This is a genomic window from Pseudomonas sp. BT-42-2 (assembly GCF_025847435.2).
GTDB classification, from domain to species: domain Bacteria; phylum Pseudomonadota; class Gammaproteobacteria; order Pseudomonadales; family Pseudomonadaceae; genus Aquipseudomonas; species Aquipseudomonas urmiensis.
The window spans coordinates 393,377-412,402 of sequence record NZ_JAOYTM010000006.1; the positions used below are offsets into that span (position 1 = coordinate 393,377).

General features: G+C 62.0%; 16 protein-coding genes. 7 read left to right on the top strand and 9 right to left on the bottom strand.

The genetic code is table 11. From position 1 onward, the window contains the following. The first annotated feature begins 17 nt into the window (after positions 1 to 17). On the top strand, positions 18 to 1,637 hold the full coding sequence (locus tag OIU19_RS06470; RefSeq protein ID WP_264234274.1) for an EAL domain-containing protein: 1,620 nt from the start codon (positions 18 to 20) through the stop codon (positions 1,635 to 1,637). Between the two features lie 357 nt (positions 1,638 to 1,994). On the opposite strand, the gene OIU19_RS06475 is transcribed toward OIU19_RS06470, so the two are convergent. Then, positions 1,995 to 3,773, bottom strand: coding sequence for a KinB sensor domain-containing domain (locus OIU19_RS06475; protein WP_264234276.1), 1,779 nt, complete (start codon positions 3,771 to 3,773; stop codon positions 1,995 to 1,997). After that, positions 3,770 to 5,116 carry a sigma-54-dependent response regulator transcription factor AlgB gene (gene algB / locus OIU19_RS06480; protein WP_264234278.1) on the bottom strand — a complete coding sequence of 449 codons (1,347 nt, stop codon included), beginning with the start codon at positions 5,114 to 5,116 and terminating at the stop codon, positions 3,770 to 3,772. The genes OIU19_RS06475 and algB overlap by 4 nt, the downstream gene beginning before the upstream one ends. Before the next feature lie 209 nt (positions 5,117 to 5,325). Between algB and OIU19_RS06485 the strand changes: the two genes are divergently transcribed. The 6 genes from OIU19_RS06485 to OIU19_RS06510 all read left to right on the top strand — a co-directional run bounded on the left by OIU19_RS06485 (position 5,326) and on the right by OIU19_RS06510 (position 10,919). Then, positions 5,326 to 6,147, top strand: coding sequence for a BON domain-containing protein (locus OIU19_RS06485; protein ID WP_264234280.1), 822 nt, complete (start codon positions 5,326 to 5,328; stop codon positions 6,145 to 6,147). Positions 6,148 to 6,323: 176 nt separating this feature from the next. Further along, on the top strand, positions 6,324 to 6,611 hold the full coding sequence (locus OIU19_RS06490) for a hypothetical protein (RefSeq protein WP_264234282.1): 288 nt from the start codon (positions 6,324 to 6,326) through the stop codon (positions 6,609 to 6,611). A 42-nt stretch (positions 6,612 to 6,653) separates the two neighbouring features. After that, entirely contained in the window at positions 6,654 to 6,815 is a 162-nt protein-coding gene (locus OIU19_RS06495; RefSeq protein ID WP_003252966.1) for a DUF1328 domain-containing protein, read from the top strand. Positions 6,816 to 6,818: 3 nt separating this feature from the next. Beyond that, positions 6,819 to 7,289 carry an inhibitor of vertebrate lysozyme family protein gene (locus OIU19_RS06500; RefSeq protein WP_264234284.1) on the top strand — a complete coding sequence of 157 codons (471 nt, stop codon included), beginning with the start codon at positions 6,819 to 6,821 and terminating at the stop codon, positions 7,287 to 7,289. Positions 7,290 to 8,035: 746 nt separating this feature from the next. Beyond that, positions 8,036 to 9,373 carry a glutamate/aspartate:proton symporter GltP gene (gene gltP, locus OIU19_RS06505; protein WP_264234286.1) on the top strand — a complete coding sequence of 446 codons (1,338 nt, stop codon included), beginning with the start codon at positions 8,036 to 8,038 and terminating at the stop codon, positions 9,371 to 9,373. Between the two features lie 316 nt (positions 9,374 to 9,689). Next, on the top strand, positions 9,690 to 10,919 hold the full coding sequence (locus OIU19_RS06510; RefSeq protein ID WP_264234288.1) for a nucleoside recognition domain-containing protein: 1,230 nt from the start codon (positions 9,690 to 9,692) through the stop codon (positions 10,917 to 10,919). On the opposite strand, the gene OIU19_RS06515 is transcribed toward OIU19_RS06510, so the two are convergent. From OIU19_RS06515 to OIU19_RS06545, 7 genes are all read right to left on the bottom strand, one after another. Beyond that, positions 10,901 to 11,521, bottom strand: a complete 621-nt coding sequence (locus OIU19_RS06515; RefSeq protein WP_264234290.1) for an ABC-type transport auxiliary lipoprotein family protein — start codon at positions 11,519 to 11,521, stop codon at positions 10,901 to 10,903. The two genes, OIU19_RS06510 and OIU19_RS06515, sit on opposite strands and share 19 nt — an antisense overlap. Next, a complete protein-coding gene (locus OIU19_RS06520; protein ID WP_186557696.1) occupies positions 11,518 to 12,456 on the bottom strand; it encodes an MlaD family protein in 939 nt (312 codons plus the stop codon). The genes OIU19_RS06515 and OIU19_RS06520 overlap by 4 nt, the downstream gene beginning before the upstream one ends. A 3-nt stretch (positions 12,457 to 12,459) precedes the next feature. Beyond that, positions 12,460 to 13,254, bottom strand: coding sequence for an ABC transporter ATP-binding protein (locus OIU19_RS06525; RefSeq protein WP_264234292.1), 795 nt, complete (start codon positions 13,252 to 13,254; stop codon positions 12,460 to 12,462). Next, complete coding sequence (locus OIU19_RS06530; protein WP_264234294.1) at positions 13,251 to 14,384, bottom strand: ABC transporter permease; 1,134 nt, start codon at positions 14,382 to 14,384, stop codon at positions 13,251 to 13,253. The genes OIU19_RS06525 and OIU19_RS06530 overlap by 4 nt, the downstream gene beginning before the upstream one ends. A 134-nt stretch (positions 14,385 to 14,518) precedes the next feature. Beyond that, entirely contained in the window at positions 14,519 to 15,541 is a 1,023-nt protein-coding gene (locus tag OIU19_RS06535; protein WP_264234296.1) for a DUF2914 domain-containing protein, read from the bottom strand. Between the two features lie 191 nt (positions 15,542 to 15,732). Continuing rightward, positions 15,733 to 17,139: a pitrilysin family protein gene (locus OIU19_RS06540; protein WP_264234298.1), complete on the bottom strand. Its 1,407-nt coding sequence runs from the start codon at positions 17,137 to 17,139 to the stop codon at positions 15,733 to 15,735. A 30-nt stretch (positions 17,140 to 17,169) separates the two neighbouring features. Further along, positions 17,170 to 18,828 (bottom strand): Na/Pi cotransporter family protein, encoded by a 1,659-nt coding sequence (locus OIU19_RS06545; protein WP_264234302.1) that lies wholly within the window; start codon positions 18,826 to 18,828, stop codon positions 17,170 to 17,172. Positions 18,829 to 19,026 lie beyond the last annotated feature (198 nt).

Consider the following 19,026-nt stretch of genomic DNA (forward strand, 5'->3'; position numbering starts at 1 on the left):
TCAACTGGATATATCCGATGTCAGCCTTCCTCGTTGGGTTGCGCCAAATTCTCCACCGCCCCTGGCTGCTGGCAGCGCTAGCTGCCCTGGCTAGCGCCGTGCTGTTGCTGGCAGGCAGCGTGGGTGTGGCGCTGCAACAAATGAAGGAAAGCGAGAGCGCGCAGATGAACGCCCAGGGCGAGCGCTTTCTGGAGCGTCTGGAGCAAGTCTTCGGTCAGTTACGCCAAGGGGTCGACCAATTGCACTCCCTGCCTTTGCGTGGGTGCGACTCGACAACCTTGGCGGCATTGCAGCAAGTAGGCCTGAGTTCGCGGTTCATTTACGAAGCGGCCTATGTGCAGGGCAATGTCGCCTGCTCCAGCCGTGGTGGGGTAAGTAACATCGAGCCTTTTCGCCCCCCGGATATTCGCGGTCCGACTTACAGCTACTGGCTCAATACCACTGCCGAGCCCGACGAGAACCTCGCTGCGCTCATGCTCGGGCGCGGTAATTTTTTGGTTTCTACTTCCCGTGGTCACCTCACCGATGTGGTTGACCTACCGCCCGGCGGGAGCCTGCTGGTGGTATTGGATCACGGGCGTCGCGCCATTCCGGTGCTGGGGCCGGCGCAACCCTGGCCGCCAGTCGCCGATTGGCCGCCACCCTCGGACAAGGCTTTATCTGAGCTCAGTGACCGGCTGATCTACCGCATGCCGACCAAGTCCCCTGATTACCAGTTAGTGCTGATTGCCCCTCGCGCCAGTTTGCCTCTGAAGATGAACGGCGTGCTCTGGCTATTGTTCCCTGGCAGCGTGCTAGTGGCGTGCTGCATTGGCTGGCTGGTGCTGCAGTTGATCCTGCAACGCCGCTCGATGAGCTCCGAGCTGCAGAATGCGCTGCGCAAAGGCGAGCTGCAGGTGCTCTACCAGCCGATATTCGAGCTGGACAGTCGGCGCTGTGTCGGCGCCGAGGCTCTGGTGCGCTGGCGCAGGCCCGATGGCACCCTGACCAGCCCGGATCTGTTCATCCCGCTGGCGGAGAATACCGGGCAGATCCGTCAGATCACCGACTTCGTCCTGCAGCGGGTATTGGAGCAACTGGGTCAACTGCTGCGGGCCAACCGCAACTTATATATCTCGGTGAACCTGGCAGCCTGCGATGTGATGGTGCCGCGCATTGGTGGGGTGGCAGCCCGGCTGCTGGCTCACCACCGGGTGCCCGCCAGTCAGATCGCTTTCGAGGTGACCGAGCGGGGCCTGATCGATGTAGTGGTGGCACGAGACAATTTGCAGGCCTTGCGCGCCGTCGGCCATCAGGTACTGATTGACGATTTCGGCACGGGCTACTGCAGCCTTGCCTACCTGCAGACCTTGCCGGTGGATTGTTTGAAGATCGACAAGGCCTTTATCGATGCGCTGGGCCATGATGCGGCGAGCAGCGGCGTGGCGCCGCATATTATCCGCATGGCCCATGACTTGCATTTGCGGGTGATTGCCGAAGGTATCGAATGTGAGGACCAGGCGGTACTGCTCAACAGTGAGGGGGTCAATTATGGGCAGGGGTGGTTGTTTGCCCATCCGCTCAATGCCCGGCAGTTTGCCGAGTTGATAACTCGTGGGCGGCGGGTAAGTGCTCGGCGGATTGATGATGAGCCTTGATATGTGGGTGGCCTTGTAGCGATTCGCTGACTGCACCGGCCTCTTCGCGGGCAAGCCCGCTCCTACAGGTTCTGTGGGGATTATCTACCTGTGTTGTGTCTGTTCTGGCCTCTTCGCGGGCAAGCCCGCGGCTACAGGTTCTGTGGGGATTATCTACCTGTGTTGTGTCTGTTCTGGCTTCTTCGCGGGCAAGCCCGCTGCTACAGGTTCTGCAGGGATTATCTATCTGTGTTGTGTCTGTTCTGGCTTCTTCGCGGGCAAGCCCGCTCCGACAGGGGTTGTGGAGATCCCTGTGGGAGCGGGCTTGCCCGCGAAGAGGCCGGAACAGCCAGCAGAAGTGTTTGAGCAACCAACGACTCAGACCGGCAACGCCATATAGAACTGCGTCCCCTGCCCTGGCCGCGAAAACACCCCCATGCGGCCACCATGCAGCTGGACGATCTCTTTGCATAGCGCCAGGCCCAGCCCAGCGCCACCTTTCTTGCGTCCTACCTGCACGAACGGCTCGAAAATCCGCCCTTGTTGGCCATAGGCGATACCTTCGCCATTATCCTCGACACTGACGATCACCCGCTCGCCATGACGTCGCGCATGCAGGCGGATGCGCCCCCCGCTGGGCGTGTGGCGCACGGCGTTGTGCAACAGGTTGTCCAGCACTCGATCGAGCTGGGCGGTATCGGCCTGGATACGCGGCAGGGGCTGCTCAAGCTCGATCAGCAAGTCGATCTGCTTGTCGGCTGCCTGTGGTGCGATACGTCCTTGGGCGCGTTCGAGCAGATCGTCGACGGCACAGTGAGCCAGCTCCAGTTTTTGCAGCCCGCTCTGGTAGCGAGAGAAATTCAGCAGGTCGTTGATCAACTGGGTCAGGCGCTGCATTTCTTCGCCGATGGTGTCGAGCAGGTCGTTCTCGCGGGCTTCAGGCGGGAACTTGACCCGCTCGCGCAGCAGGCCAAAGGCCATGTGCATTCCGGTGACCGGGGTGCGCAGTTCGTGCGAGGCACGCAAGACGAATTCACTGCGCACCCGCTCGAAGGCACGTTGTTCGGTGACATCGTGCAGCACCATCACAGCACCGAGGATTGGCCCTTGGGGATGGCTGACCGGGGTCAGGCTGTAAGTCAGCAGGCGGGTTTCTTCCTCGATATCGATGCTCAAGTCATCCGGCGGGCGATCCAGGCTGCCGCCACGCAGGACCTGGCGCAGTTGCTGCTCCAGTTCTGGACGTTGCAACGCCTCGGCCAGACCCGTGCCGAGCCGGCTGCTGTCCCAGCCCAGCTGCCGTTGGGCAACGGGGTTGAGGTGCTCCAGGCGGCCTTGGCGATCGATGATCAGCAGGCCGTCATCGATACTGTCGAGCACCGCCTGCAAGCGTTGCTGGCCAGCCAGCACCTCATCGATATTGGTGGCCTGGTGCTTGCGCAAGGCATCGGCCATCATCCCGAAGCGGCGGGTCAACTGGTTGAGTTCAGTGGCCTGGGTAACCGGCAGGGTGACATCAAAATTGCCTTGGCCGACCTCATCGGCAGCCTTGGCCAAGGCTTCGATCGGCTGGCCGAAGCGGCGGGCGATGTTGTGTGCGGTGACGAACCCCAGGACCAGCACCGCTAGGCCCATCAGGCCCAGCAGGCCGCTGACCAAGAGGGCGCGGTCACGGGTATGCTCCTCGCTGCGAGTGATGTGCTCCAACGCCTGTTTGTGGGAGTCGATCAGGTCGACGCGCACCTGGTTGAACGCCGCGCCCAAAGGCTGATCGGAACCCATGCTGCGCGAGGGAGCGGGGCTATCGCGGTAGGCCTGCAAGAAGGTCTGGTAGTTACTGCTGGCCTTACTGAAACCGGTGCGCTCGCCACCTTGCTCCAACCCTTGGTTGAGCAAGCTCTGGAACTGCTCCTGCAAGGTCACCAGGCTATTGGCCGCGGTGTCCTGATCGAGGATCAGGGTCAACTGCTCACCCAGGTTTTGCCTAAGCTTGAGCCCGACCTCGAGGGTATGGGTGGTATCGCGCACCAAGCGCTGCTGCACCGTGGCCATCTGCAATACGCTGACCAACCCCAGCAACAGCCCAAGCAAAGCCACCGTGACCAATGCCGAGATGCTCAGGAAAAGCCGCGTGCGCAGCTTCATCGGCCACTTCATAGGTTGAATTGCTTGCGCTTGCGGTACAGCGTCGAGGCGTCGATGCCGAGTGTCTTCGCTGCTTGATCGAGGGTGTCACTGGAAGCCAGCACTGCACCGATGTGCGCCCGTTCCAGCTCATCCAGGCTCAACGCGGCGCCGATACGCGGGGCATTGTTGGTGGTGGGTTCGGCCATGCCCAAGTGGCTGATCTCGACCCGCTCCTGTGGGCAGATGATACTGGCCCGCTCGACCACGTTGCGTAGCTCCCGGATGTTACCTGGCCAGCGGTAGTTGAGCAGGGCCGCGCGCGCTTCGTCACTGAACACCCGGGCCGGTCGCGAGTACTCCTTGACGAAGCGGGCGAGAAAGCGCTCGGCCAGCGTCAGGATGTCATCGCTGCGTTCGCGCAGTGGCGGCAGGTGCAAGGTAATGACGTTGAGGCGGTACAGCAGGTCTTCACGGAAGCGTCCGTCGCGGACCATGTCATCGAGGTTGAGGTTGGTCGCGGCGAGGATGCGTACATCTGCGCGGCGGGTAACCGGATCGCCGACCCGCTCGTATTCCTTATCTTGAATGAAGCGCAGCAGCTTTGGCTGCAAAGCCAGTGGAAAATCGCCGATCTCGTCGAGAAAAAGCGTGCCGCCGTCGGCTTGGCTGACTCGGCCCAAGGTGCTTTCGCTGGCGCCGGTGAAGGCGCCGCGGGTGTGACCGAACAGCTCGCTCTCCATCAGTTCGGCGTTCAGCGACGGGCAGTTGATGGTCACGCAAGCCTTGCGTGCACGCTTGCTCCAGCCGTGGATGGCACGGGCCAGCTCGCCTTTGCCGGTGCCGGATTCGCCGAGGATGAGAATGTTGGCGTCGGTGGTGGCTACCTGTCGCGCGGTTTCCAGCACCGCCATCATGGCCGGGCTGTGCGAGTCGAGCCCGTCTTTAGGTTTGCGCACTTCGCCTTCGAGCGCTTCGAGGCGAGCAGACAGATGGCGCACTTCGAGTTGCTTGGCGGTGGCCAGGCGCAATTGGTCCGGGCTGCAGGGTTTGACCAGGTAATCGGCGGCGCCGGCCTGAATCGCATCGACCGCGGTGTCCACCGCCGAATGGGCGGTGACAATGACCACTCGCATCCACGGCGCCTGGATACGCATCTGGGCCAGTACGTCGAGACCGTTGTCCTCACCCAAGCGCAAATCGAGGAAGCACAGGTCGAACACCTGCCGCTGCAACAGCGCCTCAGCCTGCACGGCGCTGTTGGCCGTGGCTACGCTGTAGCCTTCATCTTCAAGGCAATAACGGAAGGTTCGCAGGATGGCGGACTCGTCGTCCACCAGCAGGATGCGGCCTTGGTTGTCCTGGGCAGATTCCATTTTCCTACGCTCCTTTAGGATTGATCTCAATTAGTGTCGGAAAGATCGGGCAAGTTGCATGGTCAATTCTGAAGGATTCTGTCCTTTGCATGCTAGCTATTGGCCGGTTCTTTATCTAACTAACTGAAAACATTGGGTTTTTAGGGGAAAAATCAGCTGGCACGCGGGTTGCGAAGATCTTTAGCTTTGTCACAAAAGGAGGTGCAGTCATGCGCTTTTCCCCTCGTATGGCCGTTTTCGCGGCCAGTCTGGTGTCGGTTATCACGCCGGCCTTGGCCGATCCGATCCAGGACGCGCGTCTACAAGGAGGGCTGCAAACCGCCCTGTCGCTGAACCGCTTGCTCAATCCCTTTCGTATTGAAGTCGATGTTGAAGGCGCGCGCGCTCGCTTGACGGGCGAGGTCGAGAGCGAGGTGGAGCGCCAATTGGCTGAACACCTGGCGCTGGCCACCCGCGGTATCGAGCAGGTCGATAACCAATTGCAGGTCAATGCCGAGCTGGTCGAGCGCCCCTTGGAGCTGCGTGCCTACGCGCAGCGGCTTGAGGATGCCACGCTTGCGGCCATCGTGCGCTCGCGCCTGGCATGGAGCCGGGTCACGCAAAAAGCCCCTATCGAGGTGGAAAGTCGCGAGGGTGTAGTGACTTTACGCGGACGGGTCGACAGTGTCGAAGCCAAGGAGCTTGCCGGTGTCCTGGCGCGGACCACCGATGGTATTCACTTGGTCAACAACCTGGTGAGCCTGGATACCGCCGCCATGGCCAAGGCTCGTGAGACGCCCGTAGGGGCGCCAACGGGGCCGCAGCCCAGTGATAGCTGGATCCTCGACAAGATCCAAAGCAGCTACCGCTTCAGCCGCAATCTGGATGGGCTGAACATCAAGGTTGCCAGCGAGCAAGGAATGGTCCGGCTATCGGGCGAGGTGGTCAGCAGCGAGCAGAAGACCATCGCCGTGGAGATCGCCCGGCAGATCATCGGTGTACGTGGCGTAGATGCTGACCTGTTGAAGATCGCGACCAAGGTGGAGGGCTGAAGTCGTGCAAATCGCACGACGGCAAAAGGGTCATCGTGCAGGATACGTCCTTGTAGACACCCTTTCGTATTTGTAAGTTGTTGATTTATAAGGATATTTATTAATTTGTAAGGCTGGCATGCAGGCTGCAATTACTTGTTCAGAGTTTGAATAAGAACACAGCAGGAGGAGCCGGCATGAACCGCCAATCCGTCAACCGCTTACAGTCCACCGCTTTGCCGCTGCGCCAGTTCCTCCTTCTCGGTCTGGCGCTGCTGGTAACCCTGGCCGCCGGCCAGTTCTATTACAGCTGGCAGACCGCCCGGCTCGCCGAGCAAGTGGCGGCGCACACGGCATTGTTGACGCAGATTCAGGCGACCCGTGCCAACACCTTGGTCAGGGCAGCTGACCCGCTGCCGACCGCCAAGGCGAGCTCACCGGCCACTCTGGAAAACGTAGTACCGCAGGATCGCTGGGTGTTCTAAGCGACCTGCCGGATCGATTTCAAAAAAGAAAGGAGAACCACCATGCTTAGTTGGGCTATCACTTTCCTGATTATCGCCATTGTCGCTGCCGTGCTGGGCTTCGGTGGTATCGCCGGTGCTGCCACGGGGATTGCGAAGATCCTGTTCATCGTCTTCCTGGTGCTGTTCGTGGCTTCCTTCTTCTTCGGACGCGGCAGGGGCTAGATCATGAGCCGGATGCTTTGCAAAGCCCTGGCTACCGCCCTGATTCTGGGCGGTAGCGCGGCGGCGATGGCGGCCAATGACGGCCAGGTTCGTGTCAGCCAGTTGCTTGGCACGGACCCCGAATACCGAGAGACCTGGCAGGACACCCTCAAAGACGAGGAGCGTTTACCCGAGTGGGTCATCAACCTCAGCGGCAGTTCGCAAGAACAGATGTCGGCAGTGACTGAGGATGGCGACAAGTACTTGGTCGGGCCTCTGTGTGAATCGGACGACAACTGCACCTATAAACGCCTGATCGTGGCGTTCAGCTGGGACAAGGACGATGCCTACGGGATGCTGGTAGAGGTGCCAGAAGGATTGCCGACCGACAAGTCGCCCACCCGCCATGCGCAGTACCGTTGGCTGGGCAAGCCGGACGACGGCATGAAGGCGATGCTGCAAGAGCAGCTCAAGCGTGATCCGAAGTGGTACTAAGCGTCAGCGTACGCATAAGGTTCACGTCACTGTAACGCTATAGAAGCTGAACCTTTCTATGGTTCTGGCTTCTATGATGCGCAGCCCCGAGGAGGGGCGGCACATGACCAAGGGGCCGGGCTGTTCTGATTGTTGCAGGATCGGAGTGGCCTAGGGGTACAGGGAGTACCTCCGAGCACGGGCCGGGTCAGGCAAGGTGGCATCGGAAGTATCAGGTTGCTCGGGGCTGCCAAGCACCGAAGCGGACCTGACTTCCGAAGCACCTATATATAGAAGGCTTTGTGTCGCTTGTAGGAATTTGCCTTCAAGACACATTTTGTCTCGACCGTACATCGAATTATTTTAGGGTCTGGCACTACCCGCCCGATGTACCATTCAGACCATTCGGATTGTCGAACAAGGCATCCGATCCCTCCTTTTAGTGCTGCCAAATCTGCCGAAAAATGGCGCTTTGGTCTTGTTCGGAAATCCGAACGGCCGATATCCAGCCCCTTCGGGTGCGACTTTTTGTCCCTTGATCTCATGCCGAATCGGTATAGGGTAGTCGTTTCAGGCATTAGACTGCCTCCCTCTCCGTCGCAATAGTTGCGGCCTTTTTCGCTAGCCTGAGCGCCGACACGCTCGCTTGCGCTGACCTTCGATGGAGCCGTCGTACGGATTAAATTCGCTGCCCAGCATGCTTCTAAAGGCTCTGGAACGCGCGTTTCCGCTCGACGACCATGACCACTAGAAGAAAAGGTAACGACATGAAGAAGGCAAAACTAAGCCTCGCCTGGCAGATCCTCATCGGACTCGTCCTGGGCGTTGCAATCGGCGCGCTGCTGAACCATTTCAGTGCAGAAAAGGCATGGTGGATCAGTAATGTTCTGCAGCCAGCCGGTGACATCTTCATTCGCCTGATCAAGATGATCGTCGTCCCGATCGTGATTTCGTCGCTGATCGTGGGCATCGCCGGGGTTGGCGACGCGAAGAAACTGGGCAGCATTGGCCTGAAGACCATCATCTACTTCGAGGTGGTGACCACCATCGCCATCGTCGTCGGCCTGGGCCTGGCCAACCTGTTCCACCCAGGTGTCGGTATCGACATGAGCACCCTGGGCACTGTGGACATCTCCAAGTACCAGGCCACTGCGGCCGAGGTGCAGCATGAGCACGCGTTCATCGAGACCCTGCTCAACCTGATTCCATCGAACATCTTCGCAGCCGTGGCGCGTGGCGAGATGCTGCCGATCATCTTCTTCTCGGTACTGTTCGGCCTGGGCTTGTCGAGCCTGCAGGCAGACCTGCGCGAGCCGCTGGTACGCACCTTCCAGGGCGTATCGGAAACCATGTTCAAGGTCACCCACATGATCATGAACTACGCGCCGATCGGTGTATTCGCCCTGATCGCGGTGACTGTCGCCAACTTTGGTTTCTCGTCCCTGCTGCCGCTGGCCAAGCTGGTGGTGCTGGTGTACTTCGCTATCGCCTTCTTCGCCTTCATGGTGCTGGGCCTGGTGGCGCGGATGTTCGGCTTCTCGATCATCAAGATCATGCGCATCATGAAAGACGAGATGATCCTCGCCTACTCCACCTCCAGCTCCGAGACCGTGCTGCCACGGGTGATCGAGAAGATGGAGAAGTACGGTGCGCCGAAGTCGATCTGCAGCTTCGTGGTGCCGACCGGTTACTCGTTCAACCTTGACGGTTCGACCTTGTACCAGAGCATCGCGGCGATCTTCATTGCCCAGCTGTACGGCATCGACTTGTCCTGGAGCCAACAGCTGCTGCTGGTCCTGACCCTGATGGTCACCTCCAAGGGTATCGCGGGTGTGCCGGGCGTTTCCTTCGTGGTGCTGCTGGCGACCCTGGGCAGTGTTGGTATCCCGCTGGAAGGCCTGGCGTTCATCGCCGGTGTCGACCGCATCATGGACATGGCGCGGACTGCCCTGAACGTGATCGGCAACGCCCTGGCCGCGCTGGTTATCGCACGCTGGGAAGGCATGTACGACGCGGTCAAAGGCGAGCAGTACTACAACTCGCTGCCGCACATGGTCGGTACCAAAGCCGCCGCATCCGTTGCGGGCGAGACTGCCAAGCAGTAAGCCTTCAGCGTTGAACAAAAAGCCCCGACTTGTCGGGGCTTTTTGTTGTCTTGAGATCGGCAGGTGGTACGAACGTCGTGTGGGAGAAAGGCGTCACGGTAGCGTGGGAGCGGGCTTGCCCCGCGATAGCGTCAGCGCGGCTAAGCAATTTGGCCAAGTAGACGCTATCGCGGGGCAAGCCCGCTCCCACGCCAGCCGCTTACAGCTCGCGTGCTTGAGGCTTAGGACTTTTCCCGCGCTAGCTTGCAACTGTGGAAGCAGCGTTCTGGTCGATCAGTACGCTATCATTCGAGGCATTTTTCGGGGGAACACACGGATGCTCAATGGCCTTTGGCTCAGCTTTTTCCTGGTGGCGGCCATCTCCGCCCTGGCCCAATGGCTGGTCGGCGGCAATGCCGGGATCTTCGCCGCGATGGTCGAGAGCATCTTCGCCATGGCCAAGCTGTCGGTGGAAGTCATGGTGCTGCTGTTCGGCACCCTCACCTTATGGCTGGGTTTCCTGAAGATTGCCGAGCAGGCCGGTATCGTCGAGTGGCTGGCCAAGATGCTCGGGCCGCTGTTCGCCCGGCTCATGCCTGAAGTGCCACCTGGGCACCCTGCCCTGGGCTTGATCACCATGAACTTCGCCGCCAATGGCCTGGGCCTGGACAACGCCGCTACGCCGATCGGCCTGAAGGCCATGCGCGCCTTGCAGGAGCTCAACCCCAGCAGCACGACGGCGAGCAACGCGCAGATCCTGTTTCTGGTGCTCAACGCCTCGTCGCTGACCCTGCTGCCGGTCACTATCTTCATGTACCGCGCGCAGCAAGGCGCACCTGATCCGACCATGGTGTTCCTGCCAATTCTGCTCGCTACCAGCGTCTCGACCCTGGTCGGCCTGCTCTCGGTGGCGGTCATGCAGCGCCTGCGCCTGTGGGACCCCGTGGTGCTCGCCTACCTGATCCCCGGTGCGCTGCTGCTGGGCTGCTTCATGGCCTTCCTCGGCACGCTGTCGGCGGCGGCGCTGGCCAGCCTGTCGTCGATCCTTGGCAACCTGACCCTGTTCGGCATCATCATCCTGTTCCTGGTGATCGGCGCGCTGCGACGGGTCAAGGTGTATGAAGCCTTCGTCGAAGGCGCCAAGGAAGGCTTCGACGTCGCCAAAAACCTACTGCCTTACCTGGTGGCGATGCTTTGTGCAGTGGGTGTGCTGCGGGCCTCGGGCGCCCTTGAGCTGGCTTTGGACGGCATCCGCCACGCCGTGGAGTGGATGGGCATGGACACTCGCTTCGTCGAGGGCCTGCCAACCGCGCTGGTCAAGCCGTTCTCTGGCAGCGCGGCGCGGGCGATGCTGATCGAGACCATGCAGACCCATGGCGTCGATAGCTTCCCAGCCTTGGTGGCGGCGACCATCCAGGGCAGTACCGAAACCACCTTCTACGTATTGGCAGTGTATTTCGGCGCGGTGGGTATTCAACGGGTCCGTCACGCGGTGGGTTGCGCCCTGCTGGCCGAACTGTCCGGGGTGATCGCGGCGATCTTCGTCTGCTACTGGTTCTTCGCCTGAGCCTGAGTTGCCTGGGCCACAGTCCAGTCCAGCAGTTGCGCCATCAGTTGGTCGCTGGCCGCACCGAAGCCGGCGACCACTGCTGACACTTGGCTGGAGGTCAGCGGCTGACGCACCTCGAAGCGCCGGCTAGCAAGAATACGCTGGCTGCGCCCTTGCACCAGGCGCGCGTCATAACGTATCAGCACCTCCACGCCCCCCGGCCGATATTCGCTCTGGAACGCCTGCAGCTCGCCTGCCAGCTCATAGTCCGCTTGCAGGTTGCTGTCGTCAGCGCTCAGGCGCTGCACGCGGCCATCGCGTTGAAAGCCATCGAGCAGGCGGTTACGCACCAGCAATGGCACCGGGTCGCTCCAGCGGGCGCCCTTGTAGCCGCTGATGATGTCGCCTTGCGGGATTACTGCAATGCGGGCGCCGGCCAGGGCCTCGCTGGCCAGCGGCTTGTTCAGGCGCAGCGACCAGTCCAGCGGGGTGGCTGTGCGGCTGGCCTGGCTCACTGGCAGGCGATAAATGTCCACCGGCTCGCTCTTGGGCAGGATCGAGCAGGCCGTGGCCAGGCTTAGCGCTGCGGCGAGGGTGACAAGACGCAGCGAAGTGTTCATGGCTGGAACTCCTTGTTGTTGTCGCGACCCAGCAGGTAGCCGCTTGGGTCCGCCTCCAGTTGGCGCGAGATGCCTTTGAGGGCGTTGAGGGTTTCGCGCAATTCGCGGATGGCCGGGGTCAGCTGGTTCAGGCCTTGGGCGCCGTCGTCGATCGCTTCGCGGTTGTCCTTGAGCAGGCTGTTGATGGTCGCGGTGCTCTCGGCCAGCGCTTGCATGGCCTGCTCGGCGCTGCCGAAGGCCTGCTTGCCTTGCGTGCCCAGCAGACCGTTGGCGTTGCGCATCAGCGTCTGGGTTTCGGCGAGGGTGGCGCTGGCTTGTTTGCCGACTTCGCCCAACTGCTCGATGGCCTGGGTGATTCCGCCCTTCTGGCTGGCGAAGGCGCCGGTGGTTTGCTCCAGATTGGCAAGGGTGTTGCTCAGGCGGCCGATGTTGTCTTCGGAGAACATCTGGTTGGCGTTGTGCAGCAGCAGGTTGATGTTGGTCACCAGGTCGCTGCTGTCGTTGAGCAGGCGCGAAATTGGCGAAGGTGAGGCGACGATCACCGGCAGTTTGCCGTCCTTGCCCTTGAGCTCGGGGCTTTGCGGGGTGCCGCCAGTGAGCTGGATGAACGAGTTGCCGGTGACGCCGGCCAGGGTCAGCTTGGCTTGGGTATCCTGCTTGACCGGGGTGTCGGCGCTCAGGCGAATGCGCGCCAGGACCCGGCGCGGATCTTCCGGGTCCAGGCGCAGGGTGGTGACGTCCCCGACCTTGATCCCGTTGTACTGCACCGCGCTACCGCGCGACAGGCCCGAGACGGCCTCGTTGAACACCACTTGGTAGTCCTTGAAGGTGTCGTCGACGCTGGATTTGGTCAGCCACAGGCCGAACAGCAGCGCGCCGGCCACCACCAGTACGGTGACCAGGCCGATGAAGACATGATGAGCTCGGGTTTCCATGGTTCAGCGCTCCTGCCGGGCACTGGCGGCGGCCTGTTCGGCCGCCCGCCCGCGCGGGCCGTGAAAATAGTCGTGGATCCAGGGATCGTTGGTTTGCTCGACCTCGGCCAAAGGGCCGGCGACCAGGACTTTCTTCTGCGAAAGCACGGCGATTCGGTCGGTAATGGTGTAGAGCGTGTCAAGATCATGGGTGATCAGGAACACGCTCAGGCCCAGCGCGTCACGCAGGGTCAGGATCAATTGGTCGAACGCCGCTGCGCCAATCGGGTCGAGGCCGGCGGTGGGTTCGTCGAGGAACAGGATATCCGGGTCCAACGCCAAGGCGCGGGCCAGCGCTGCACGCTTGATCATGCCGCCTGACAGCGACGACGGGTATTTGTCCGCAGCCGAGATCGGCAGGCCCGCCAGGGCCAGTTTGACCCCGGCCAAGTGCTCGGCATCGGCCCGCGACAGTCCGGCGTGCTCGATCAGCGGCAGGGCGACGTTTTCGGTGACGGTCAGCGAGGAGAACAGCGCGCCCTTCTGGAACAACACGCCAAAGCGCCGTTCCACTAACGAGCGTTGCTCATTGTTGAGTTGTGCCAGGTTCTGGCCGAACACCTTGACCAACCCCTCGTTGGGCCTGCGCAGGCCGATGATGCTGCGCAGCAGCACCGACTTGCCGCTGCCCGAGCCACCGACCACTGCGAGGATCTCGCCCTTGAACAGGTCAAGATCAAGGTTCTCGTGCACGCTCTGGCGGCCAAAGCGGTTGCACAGGCCGCGCGCCTCGATCACAGCTTCTCGTACGCCAGTCACCAGCCCATCTCCATGAAGAACAGCGCGGCCACGGCGTCCAGGACGATCACCACGAAAATCGACTGGACCACGCTTGAGGTCGTGTGGGCGCCCACCGACTCGGCGCTGCCACTGACCTTGAAGCCCTCCAGGCAGCCAATGGCGGCGATCAGGAAGGCGAAGAAGGGGGCCTTGGCCAAGCCGACCAGGAAGTGCTGTACGCCGATGTCGCTTTGCAGCAACGAGAGGAACATGGCCGGCGGGATATCCAGCGACAGCGCGCAGACCACCCCGCCGCCGACGATGCCGCAGATCATCGCCAGGAACGTCAGCAGCGGCAGCGAGATCAACAGCGCCAGTACCCGCGGTACCACCAGCAGCTCGATCGGGTTCAGGCCCAACGTGCGGATGGCGTCGATCTCTTCGTTGGCTTTCATCGAGCCGATCTGTGCGGTGAAGGCGCTGGCGGTTCGCCCGGCCATGAGGATGGCGGTGAGCAGTACGCCGAATTCGCGCAGGAATGAAAACGCCACCAGGTCGACGGTAAAGATGGTCGCGCCAAAGGCCGCCAACACCGTGGCGCCGAGGAAGGCGACCACCGCGCCCACCAGAAAGGTCAACAGGGCGACGATGGGCGCAGCGTCCAGGCCGGTCTGTTCGATATGGGCAACCACTGGGGTGACCCGCCAACGGTGCGGTTGCAGCACACGACGCAGCAAGGTTTCGATGATCAGGCCGATGAAACCGAGCAACTGTCGGGTGTCTTGCCACAGGGTGTCGACGGCGCGGCCGATCCGATCGAGCAGCAGAATCAGGATCGGCCGCTCGGCTTGCTTGACCGGGATGCAGTAGTCTTGCACCGAGCAGTAAACCGTCTTGAGCAGCGCGCGGTTGGCTTCGGGCAGATCGTTGGTGCAGTGCGACAGCCGTTCTGAACCAAGCAGTTCGGCCAGTAGCGAGGCGCCGGCGGTGTCCAGGCGGCCGAGTTGGCTCAGGTCGGCGATGGCGTCGGCGGCGAACTGGCTACGCAGTCGCTCGCTGGAACGCTTGAGCTCGGCGTAGTGGGCCAGGGTCCAGTCACCGGTAATGTGCAGGCAGGCCGGCTGGCTGCTGGTGTCCAGGGTAGCGCTGGGTGTGGTCATGGGCTCCATGCTTCTGACGGGCGCGGGGGCGACGGGTCAGATCATAGCGCATCGCCCATGAGTGTATTGCACCTTGGTGCTGTGCTCACTGGCCCTATCGCGCAGGCAAGGTCACTCCCTCGCCGCTGCGATACGGTTTGTAATCAGCCCGACGCTGCGTCGTTCACTACCTTGAAGCGCAATACGCCGATCACCTGGCCATCCTCTGTCAGCACTCGCACCTGCCACTTGCCGACCGGATTGGGCGGGAAGTTCTGCTTGTGGGTCCAGGCGCGATAGCCTTCTTTGCGTCCGCCATGGATATCCAGGGCGATCCGGTCGACCTCTTTACCGTCCAGCTGCCACACGTGATAGATACGCTCGTTAAGCCCGCGCGGTGCGTTGATCGCGGTGTAGGCATACAGCCCGCTGCCTTTGATGCGGCTGGCCGGGATCTCTTCCAGCGACGCGCCTGGCTGACGATTGAGCACCTCGGTGCTGACCGCCACCTCGGTCAACCACAAGGTCGCGGGTGGCACCCACGAGCGCAACAGCCAGCCGCCAGCACCGACCGACAGAGTAACCAGCACCAATGCCACGGCGCGCCGCCAGTTATTGATCGGGAAGCTGCTGGCAAGGCTTGGGAACGACAGCGCCATGGCCGCGATCAGGGCCAGTTTGAAGCTCTGCGCGGTGGTCAGGTGCAAGATGATCGGCAATGCCGTCAGCAGTGCGGCGAACAGGGTCAGGGTGTGCAGCGCCATGAACAACCAGCGCCGCGGTGCCAGCCATTTGTAGTACAGCGGATCGATGATCGAGATCAGCCCGGCGGCGCCGAGCAGGCCGGTGAAAATCAGCTGGCCGCTGTTCCAAGTGGTGGTGATGAAGAAGAACGGCAGAACGAAGAACAGGCTTTCCTGGTGGATCATCTGCGTCGCATAGCGCAGCAGTGGCTGCGGGATTTCGCGCTTGAAAGCGCGGGTGAACAGCCCGGTGAGGGTGTTCTCCAGCATCAGCCAGAGCCAGCTGACCAGCATCAGGATAGCGACCCAACTGGCCAGGCCGGCCTGGCGGTCGACCAGAATGAAGCTGCCGATCCCCGAAAGGAAACCGCCAAGCGCGATGATGCCGGGGTAGCGCTTGAGCAGTTCGATCACGCGCTGGATGAATTGGGGTATGGGGGGCATGTGTGGCTACTGAAATGGGCGAATGGAGCCTAGATCACTGGCGGCCGCACCGGCCTCTTCGCGGGCAATCCCGCTCCCACAGGTATTAGCGCACAGGTTATGAGTGGCGCTGTCCCTGTGGGAGCGGGCTTGCCCGCGAAGGGCCGCGCAGCGGACCCAATATTCTTCGGCCACTACAGGATACCGCCGAATCAGCTATCCCGTGTAGCGCCGCTGGGCCGAGTTGGCGGATGCCGGCGCCAGCGCAGCAAGCCGACGGCAAGGATCAGCCCCAACAACAACGCCACCAGCCCATAGAGCTCGTCATAGCCAAGCAGCGGCTTCTCGATGCGCAGGTAGCCCGGATCCTTGAGCAGCTCACTCAGCGCCGCGTCAGCCTGTTTGAGGCTGACCTTGCGCAGTTGCCGGATCGGATCGGTAAAGCGCCCGTCGGTGTAATTGTTCAGTGCGCCCCAGTAATAGTCGGCCAGCGCGCTGTTGCCCTGGCTAGACCAGCTTTCCCGGGCGATGGCGAGCTCTTTGATTCGGGAGAACGTGTCGGGGTCGAGGCCGTTCTTGCGCAGGTGGTCGAACAACTCCTGCAGCACTTTCACCGCCTTATCGACATCCTGGCGTTCGAGGTCGGCGTTGAGGCTGAGCATGCCGCTGTCGCCAAAGCTCTCGCGCTGCACCGACGGGCCGTAGGACAAGCCATGGCGCAGGCGTAGCTGGTCGTACAAGGCCCAGTCCAGGTAGCGCGAAAGCAGGTCGAGGGTCTGGTCGTGGTCGTTATCCAGCGTCGGCTCGATGAACAGCCAGTGCAGTTTCACGCTGTCGCCCAGCCAGCCACGGGTGAGGTCCCGGCGTTGCTCGGCCTGTTGGCTGATGCTGTCCAGATTGCGCCGCTCGCCAGGCTCGATCGCTGGCAGCTCGCCATAGGTGCGCTCCAGGTAGGCCGGCAGCAGGCGGTCAAGACCGCCAACGATAATCAGGCTCATGTTGTTGGCCGCATACCAATGCTCGCGCAGGGCCTGGACCTGCTCCAGGGTCATGTCGTCGAGGTCAGAGCGTGCCGGGCATTTCAGCCCAAGTTCCACCGCCAGCTGGTCGCTGGCGCGGTGGCCGATGTCCTGGCGGTCGAGCCAGCGTTGCAGGTGGCCATAGTGGCCGCCATCTTCTCGCTCGATGATCTTCTTTGCCGTGGCCAGGGCTTTGGCGTCGATCTGGGTATCGCGGATCGCTGCCAGCAGCAAGTCGAGCACTTTGCGCTGGTTGCGCGCCGGCGCTTCGATGACGAAGGTGGTGTCGGCGCTGCTGGTGTAGGCGTTCCATTCACCGCCAAGGGCCTGCATGCGTTCTTCCAGGCCACCCTCGCCGGTTTCGTCGATGCCGCTGAACAGCAGGTGCTCGAGCAGGTGCGGCAGCTCGCGCTGGTCACACTCGAAGTCGTCCAGGCCCACCCCTACCACCAGGCGGATCGCTACATGGTCGCGCTCATAGCCGGATTTGAGGATCACCTGCAGGCCATTGGGCAGCAGGTAGCCCTCAACCTTCGAGCGGTCGAGGGCCAGCGACGGCAGGCTGCAGATCAGTAGGCAAACGAACATCAGGCTACGCATGGGCGAGCTTGGGTCTCCGGTAGTGCGGGTTCAGGGCTGGCGGGCTTCGTCCGGTACGCTGTCGAGCAACAAGCCGCCGGTGTCCGAGCCGCCTAGTACCACATAGGCACTGCTGCAGAACAAAGAGTTCAAACGCTTCATATCGGCGATCAGCTCCAAGTGTAGCGAACTGGTCTCGATACTTTGCACTACCTTGCGTTGCAATCGGCTGACATGGGCGTGGGCCAAACGCCGTTCCTGGGCGCGAAAACGGCGCTTTTCGCGCAGCAGCAGCTGGGCGCTCTGAGGGTCGGCACTGAGAAACACCGACAGGCCCAGGCGCAGGTTGGCCAGCAGCTGTTCTTGCAGGCCGGTCAGCTCTTCCAGGCCGACCTGGGAAAACTCGCGGCGCTGCGAGGTCTTCTGTTGCTGCACCTTGCGCAGCATGCGCTCGATCAGGTCGCTGGCCAGCTTGAGGTTGATGGCCAGCTCGATGATCTCGGCCCAGCGCCGGTTGTCCTGTTCGCTCAAGTCTTCGCGCGACATTTGCGCCAGGTACAGTTTGATTGCGCTGTACAGCGCCTCGGCATCCTCGGCGAGCGCACGGACCTGTTGCGGGAGTGCGGTCTGGGTGCCGCGCAGGGCGCCGAGCATGGCTTCCAGCAGGCTGTCGACGATATCGCCCAGGCGCAGGGTTTCGCGCGCGGCGTTGGCCAGGGCCAGGCTGGGGGTCTGCAGGGCCGAGGCATCCAGGTGGCGTGGGCGGATCTGGCCATTGCCATTCTCGCGCTCGGGCAGTAGCGCATTGCACAAGCGGCCCATGGGTTTGGTGGTCGGCAGCATGATCAGGCAGCGCAGCGTGTTGTAGAGCAGGTGAAAGCCGATCACCAATTCCTGGGGGCTGAAGCTGAGGCTGTCCATCCACTCCACCAGTGGATGCAGGACGGGGATGATCAGCAGTAAGCCGATCAGCTTGTACAGCAGGCTGCCCAGCGCGACTCGCCGCCCAGCGGCGTTCTGCATGCTGGTGGTGAGAAACGCCAGCAGACCGCTGCCGATGTTGGCCCCTACCACCAGGCCAATCGCCACTGGCAGGCTGATCAGCTCGGCACCGGCCAAGGTGGCGGTCAGCAGCACGGCGGCCAGGCTTGAGTAGGAAATCATCGCGAACAGCGCGCCGACCAGGGCATCGAGCAGAATATCGCCGGTCAACGAGGCAAACAGGACCTTCACCCCTTGCGCCTGGGTGATCGGCGTCGCGGCCTGGACGATCAGTTGCAGGGCCAGGATGATCAGGCCCAGGCCGATCGCCACGCGGCCCATCTGGCCGAGGCGGGTCTGTTTGCGCGAGAGAAAGAAAATAACCCCGACGAACAGCAGCAGCGGTGACAGCCACGACAGGTCGAAGGTCAACACCCGGGCCATCAGCGCGGTACCTACGTCGGCGCCGAGCATGATGGCCAAAGCCGGGGTCATCGCCATCAGGCCCTGGCCGACGAAGGAGGTCACCAGCATCGCGGTGGCGTTGCTGCTCTGCACCATGGCGGTCACCACGATGCCGGCGAGAAATGCCAGCGGGCGCTTGCTCATGTTCTGGCTGAGCACCCGGCGCAGGTTGGAGCCGTAGACCCGCAGGATGCCGGTACGCACGATATGCGTGCCCCACACCAGCAATGCCACGGCGGAAAGCAGATTGAGCAAGGTCAGCATGTACGAAGGCCCCCCTGTTGCTGTTGCCCCAACGCGGGGCCAATGGGTGAAGCCGTGAGCCTGGCCCGGGGGTGGGCGGTTTTTTCCAGTGCTCACTCAAGCTTTAGTTGTTTTACCCAGCTGACGCCAGCTTGGCATGGCTGAAACATATTTGAAACACGCGAGCGCCCTGCGCTTGCCCAGGGGCAGGAACGAAAA

Bases quoted from the DNA above. Each gene is read 5' to 3' on its own strand.
- OIU19_RS06470 (WP_264234274.1), top strand. From the start codon at position 18: ATGTCAGCCTTCCTCGTTGGGTTGCGCCAAATTCTCCACCGCCCCTGG.
- OIU19_RS06475 (WP_264234276.1), bottom strand. From the start codon at position 3,773: ATGAAGTGGCCGATGAAGCTGCGCACGCGGCTTTTCCTGAGCATCTCG.
- algB (WP_264234278.1), bottom strand. From the start codon at position 5,116: ATGGAATCTGCCCAGGACAACCAAGGCCGCATCCTGCTGGTGGACGAC.
- OIU19_RS06485 (WP_264234280.1), top strand. From the start codon at position 5,326: ATGCGCTTTTCCCCTCGTATGGCCGTTTTCGCGGCCAGTCTGGTGTCG.
- OIU19_RS06490 (WP_264234282.1), top strand. From the start codon at position 6,324: ATGAACCGCCAATCCGTCAACCGCTTACAGTCCACCGCTTTGCCGCTG.
- OIU19_RS06495 (WP_003252966.1), top strand. From the start codon at position 6,654: ATGCTTAGTTGGGCTATCACTTTCCTGATTATCGCCATTGTCGCTGCC.
- OIU19_RS06500 (WP_264234284.1), top strand. From the start codon at position 6,819: ATGAGCCGGATGCTTTGCAAAGCCCTGGCTACCGCCCTGATTCTGGGC.
- gltP (WP_264234286.1), top strand. From the start codon at position 8,036: ATGAAGAAGGCAAAACTAAGCCTCGCCTGGCAGATCCTCATCGGACTC.
- OIU19_RS06510 (WP_264234288.1), top strand. From the start codon at position 9,690: ATGCTCAATGGCCTTTGGCTCAGCTTTTTCCTGGTGGCGGCCATCTCC.
- OIU19_RS06515 (WP_264234290.1), bottom strand. From the start codon at position 11,521: ATGAACACTTCGCTGCGTCTTGTCACCCTCGCCGCAGCGCTAAGCCTG.
- OIU19_RS06520 (WP_186557696.1), bottom strand. From the start codon at position 12,456: ATGGAAACCCGAGCTCATCATGTCTTCATCGGCCTGGTCACCGTACTG.
- OIU19_RS06530 (WP_264234294.1), bottom strand. From the start codon at position 14,384: ATGGAGCCCATGACCACACCCAGCGCTACCCTGGACACCAGCAGCCAG.
- OIU19_RS06535 (WP_264234296.1), bottom strand. From the start codon at position 15,541: ATGCCCCCCATACCCCAATTCATCCAGCGCGTGATCGAACTGCTCAAG.
- OIU19_RS06540 (WP_264234298.1), bottom strand. From the start codon at position 17,139: ATGCGTAGCCTGATGTTCGTTTGCCTACTGATCTGCAGCCTGCCGTCG.
- OIU19_RS06545 (WP_264234302.1), bottom strand. From the start codon at position 18,828: ATGCTGACCTTGCTCAATCTGCTTTCCGCCGTGGCATTGCTGGTGTGG.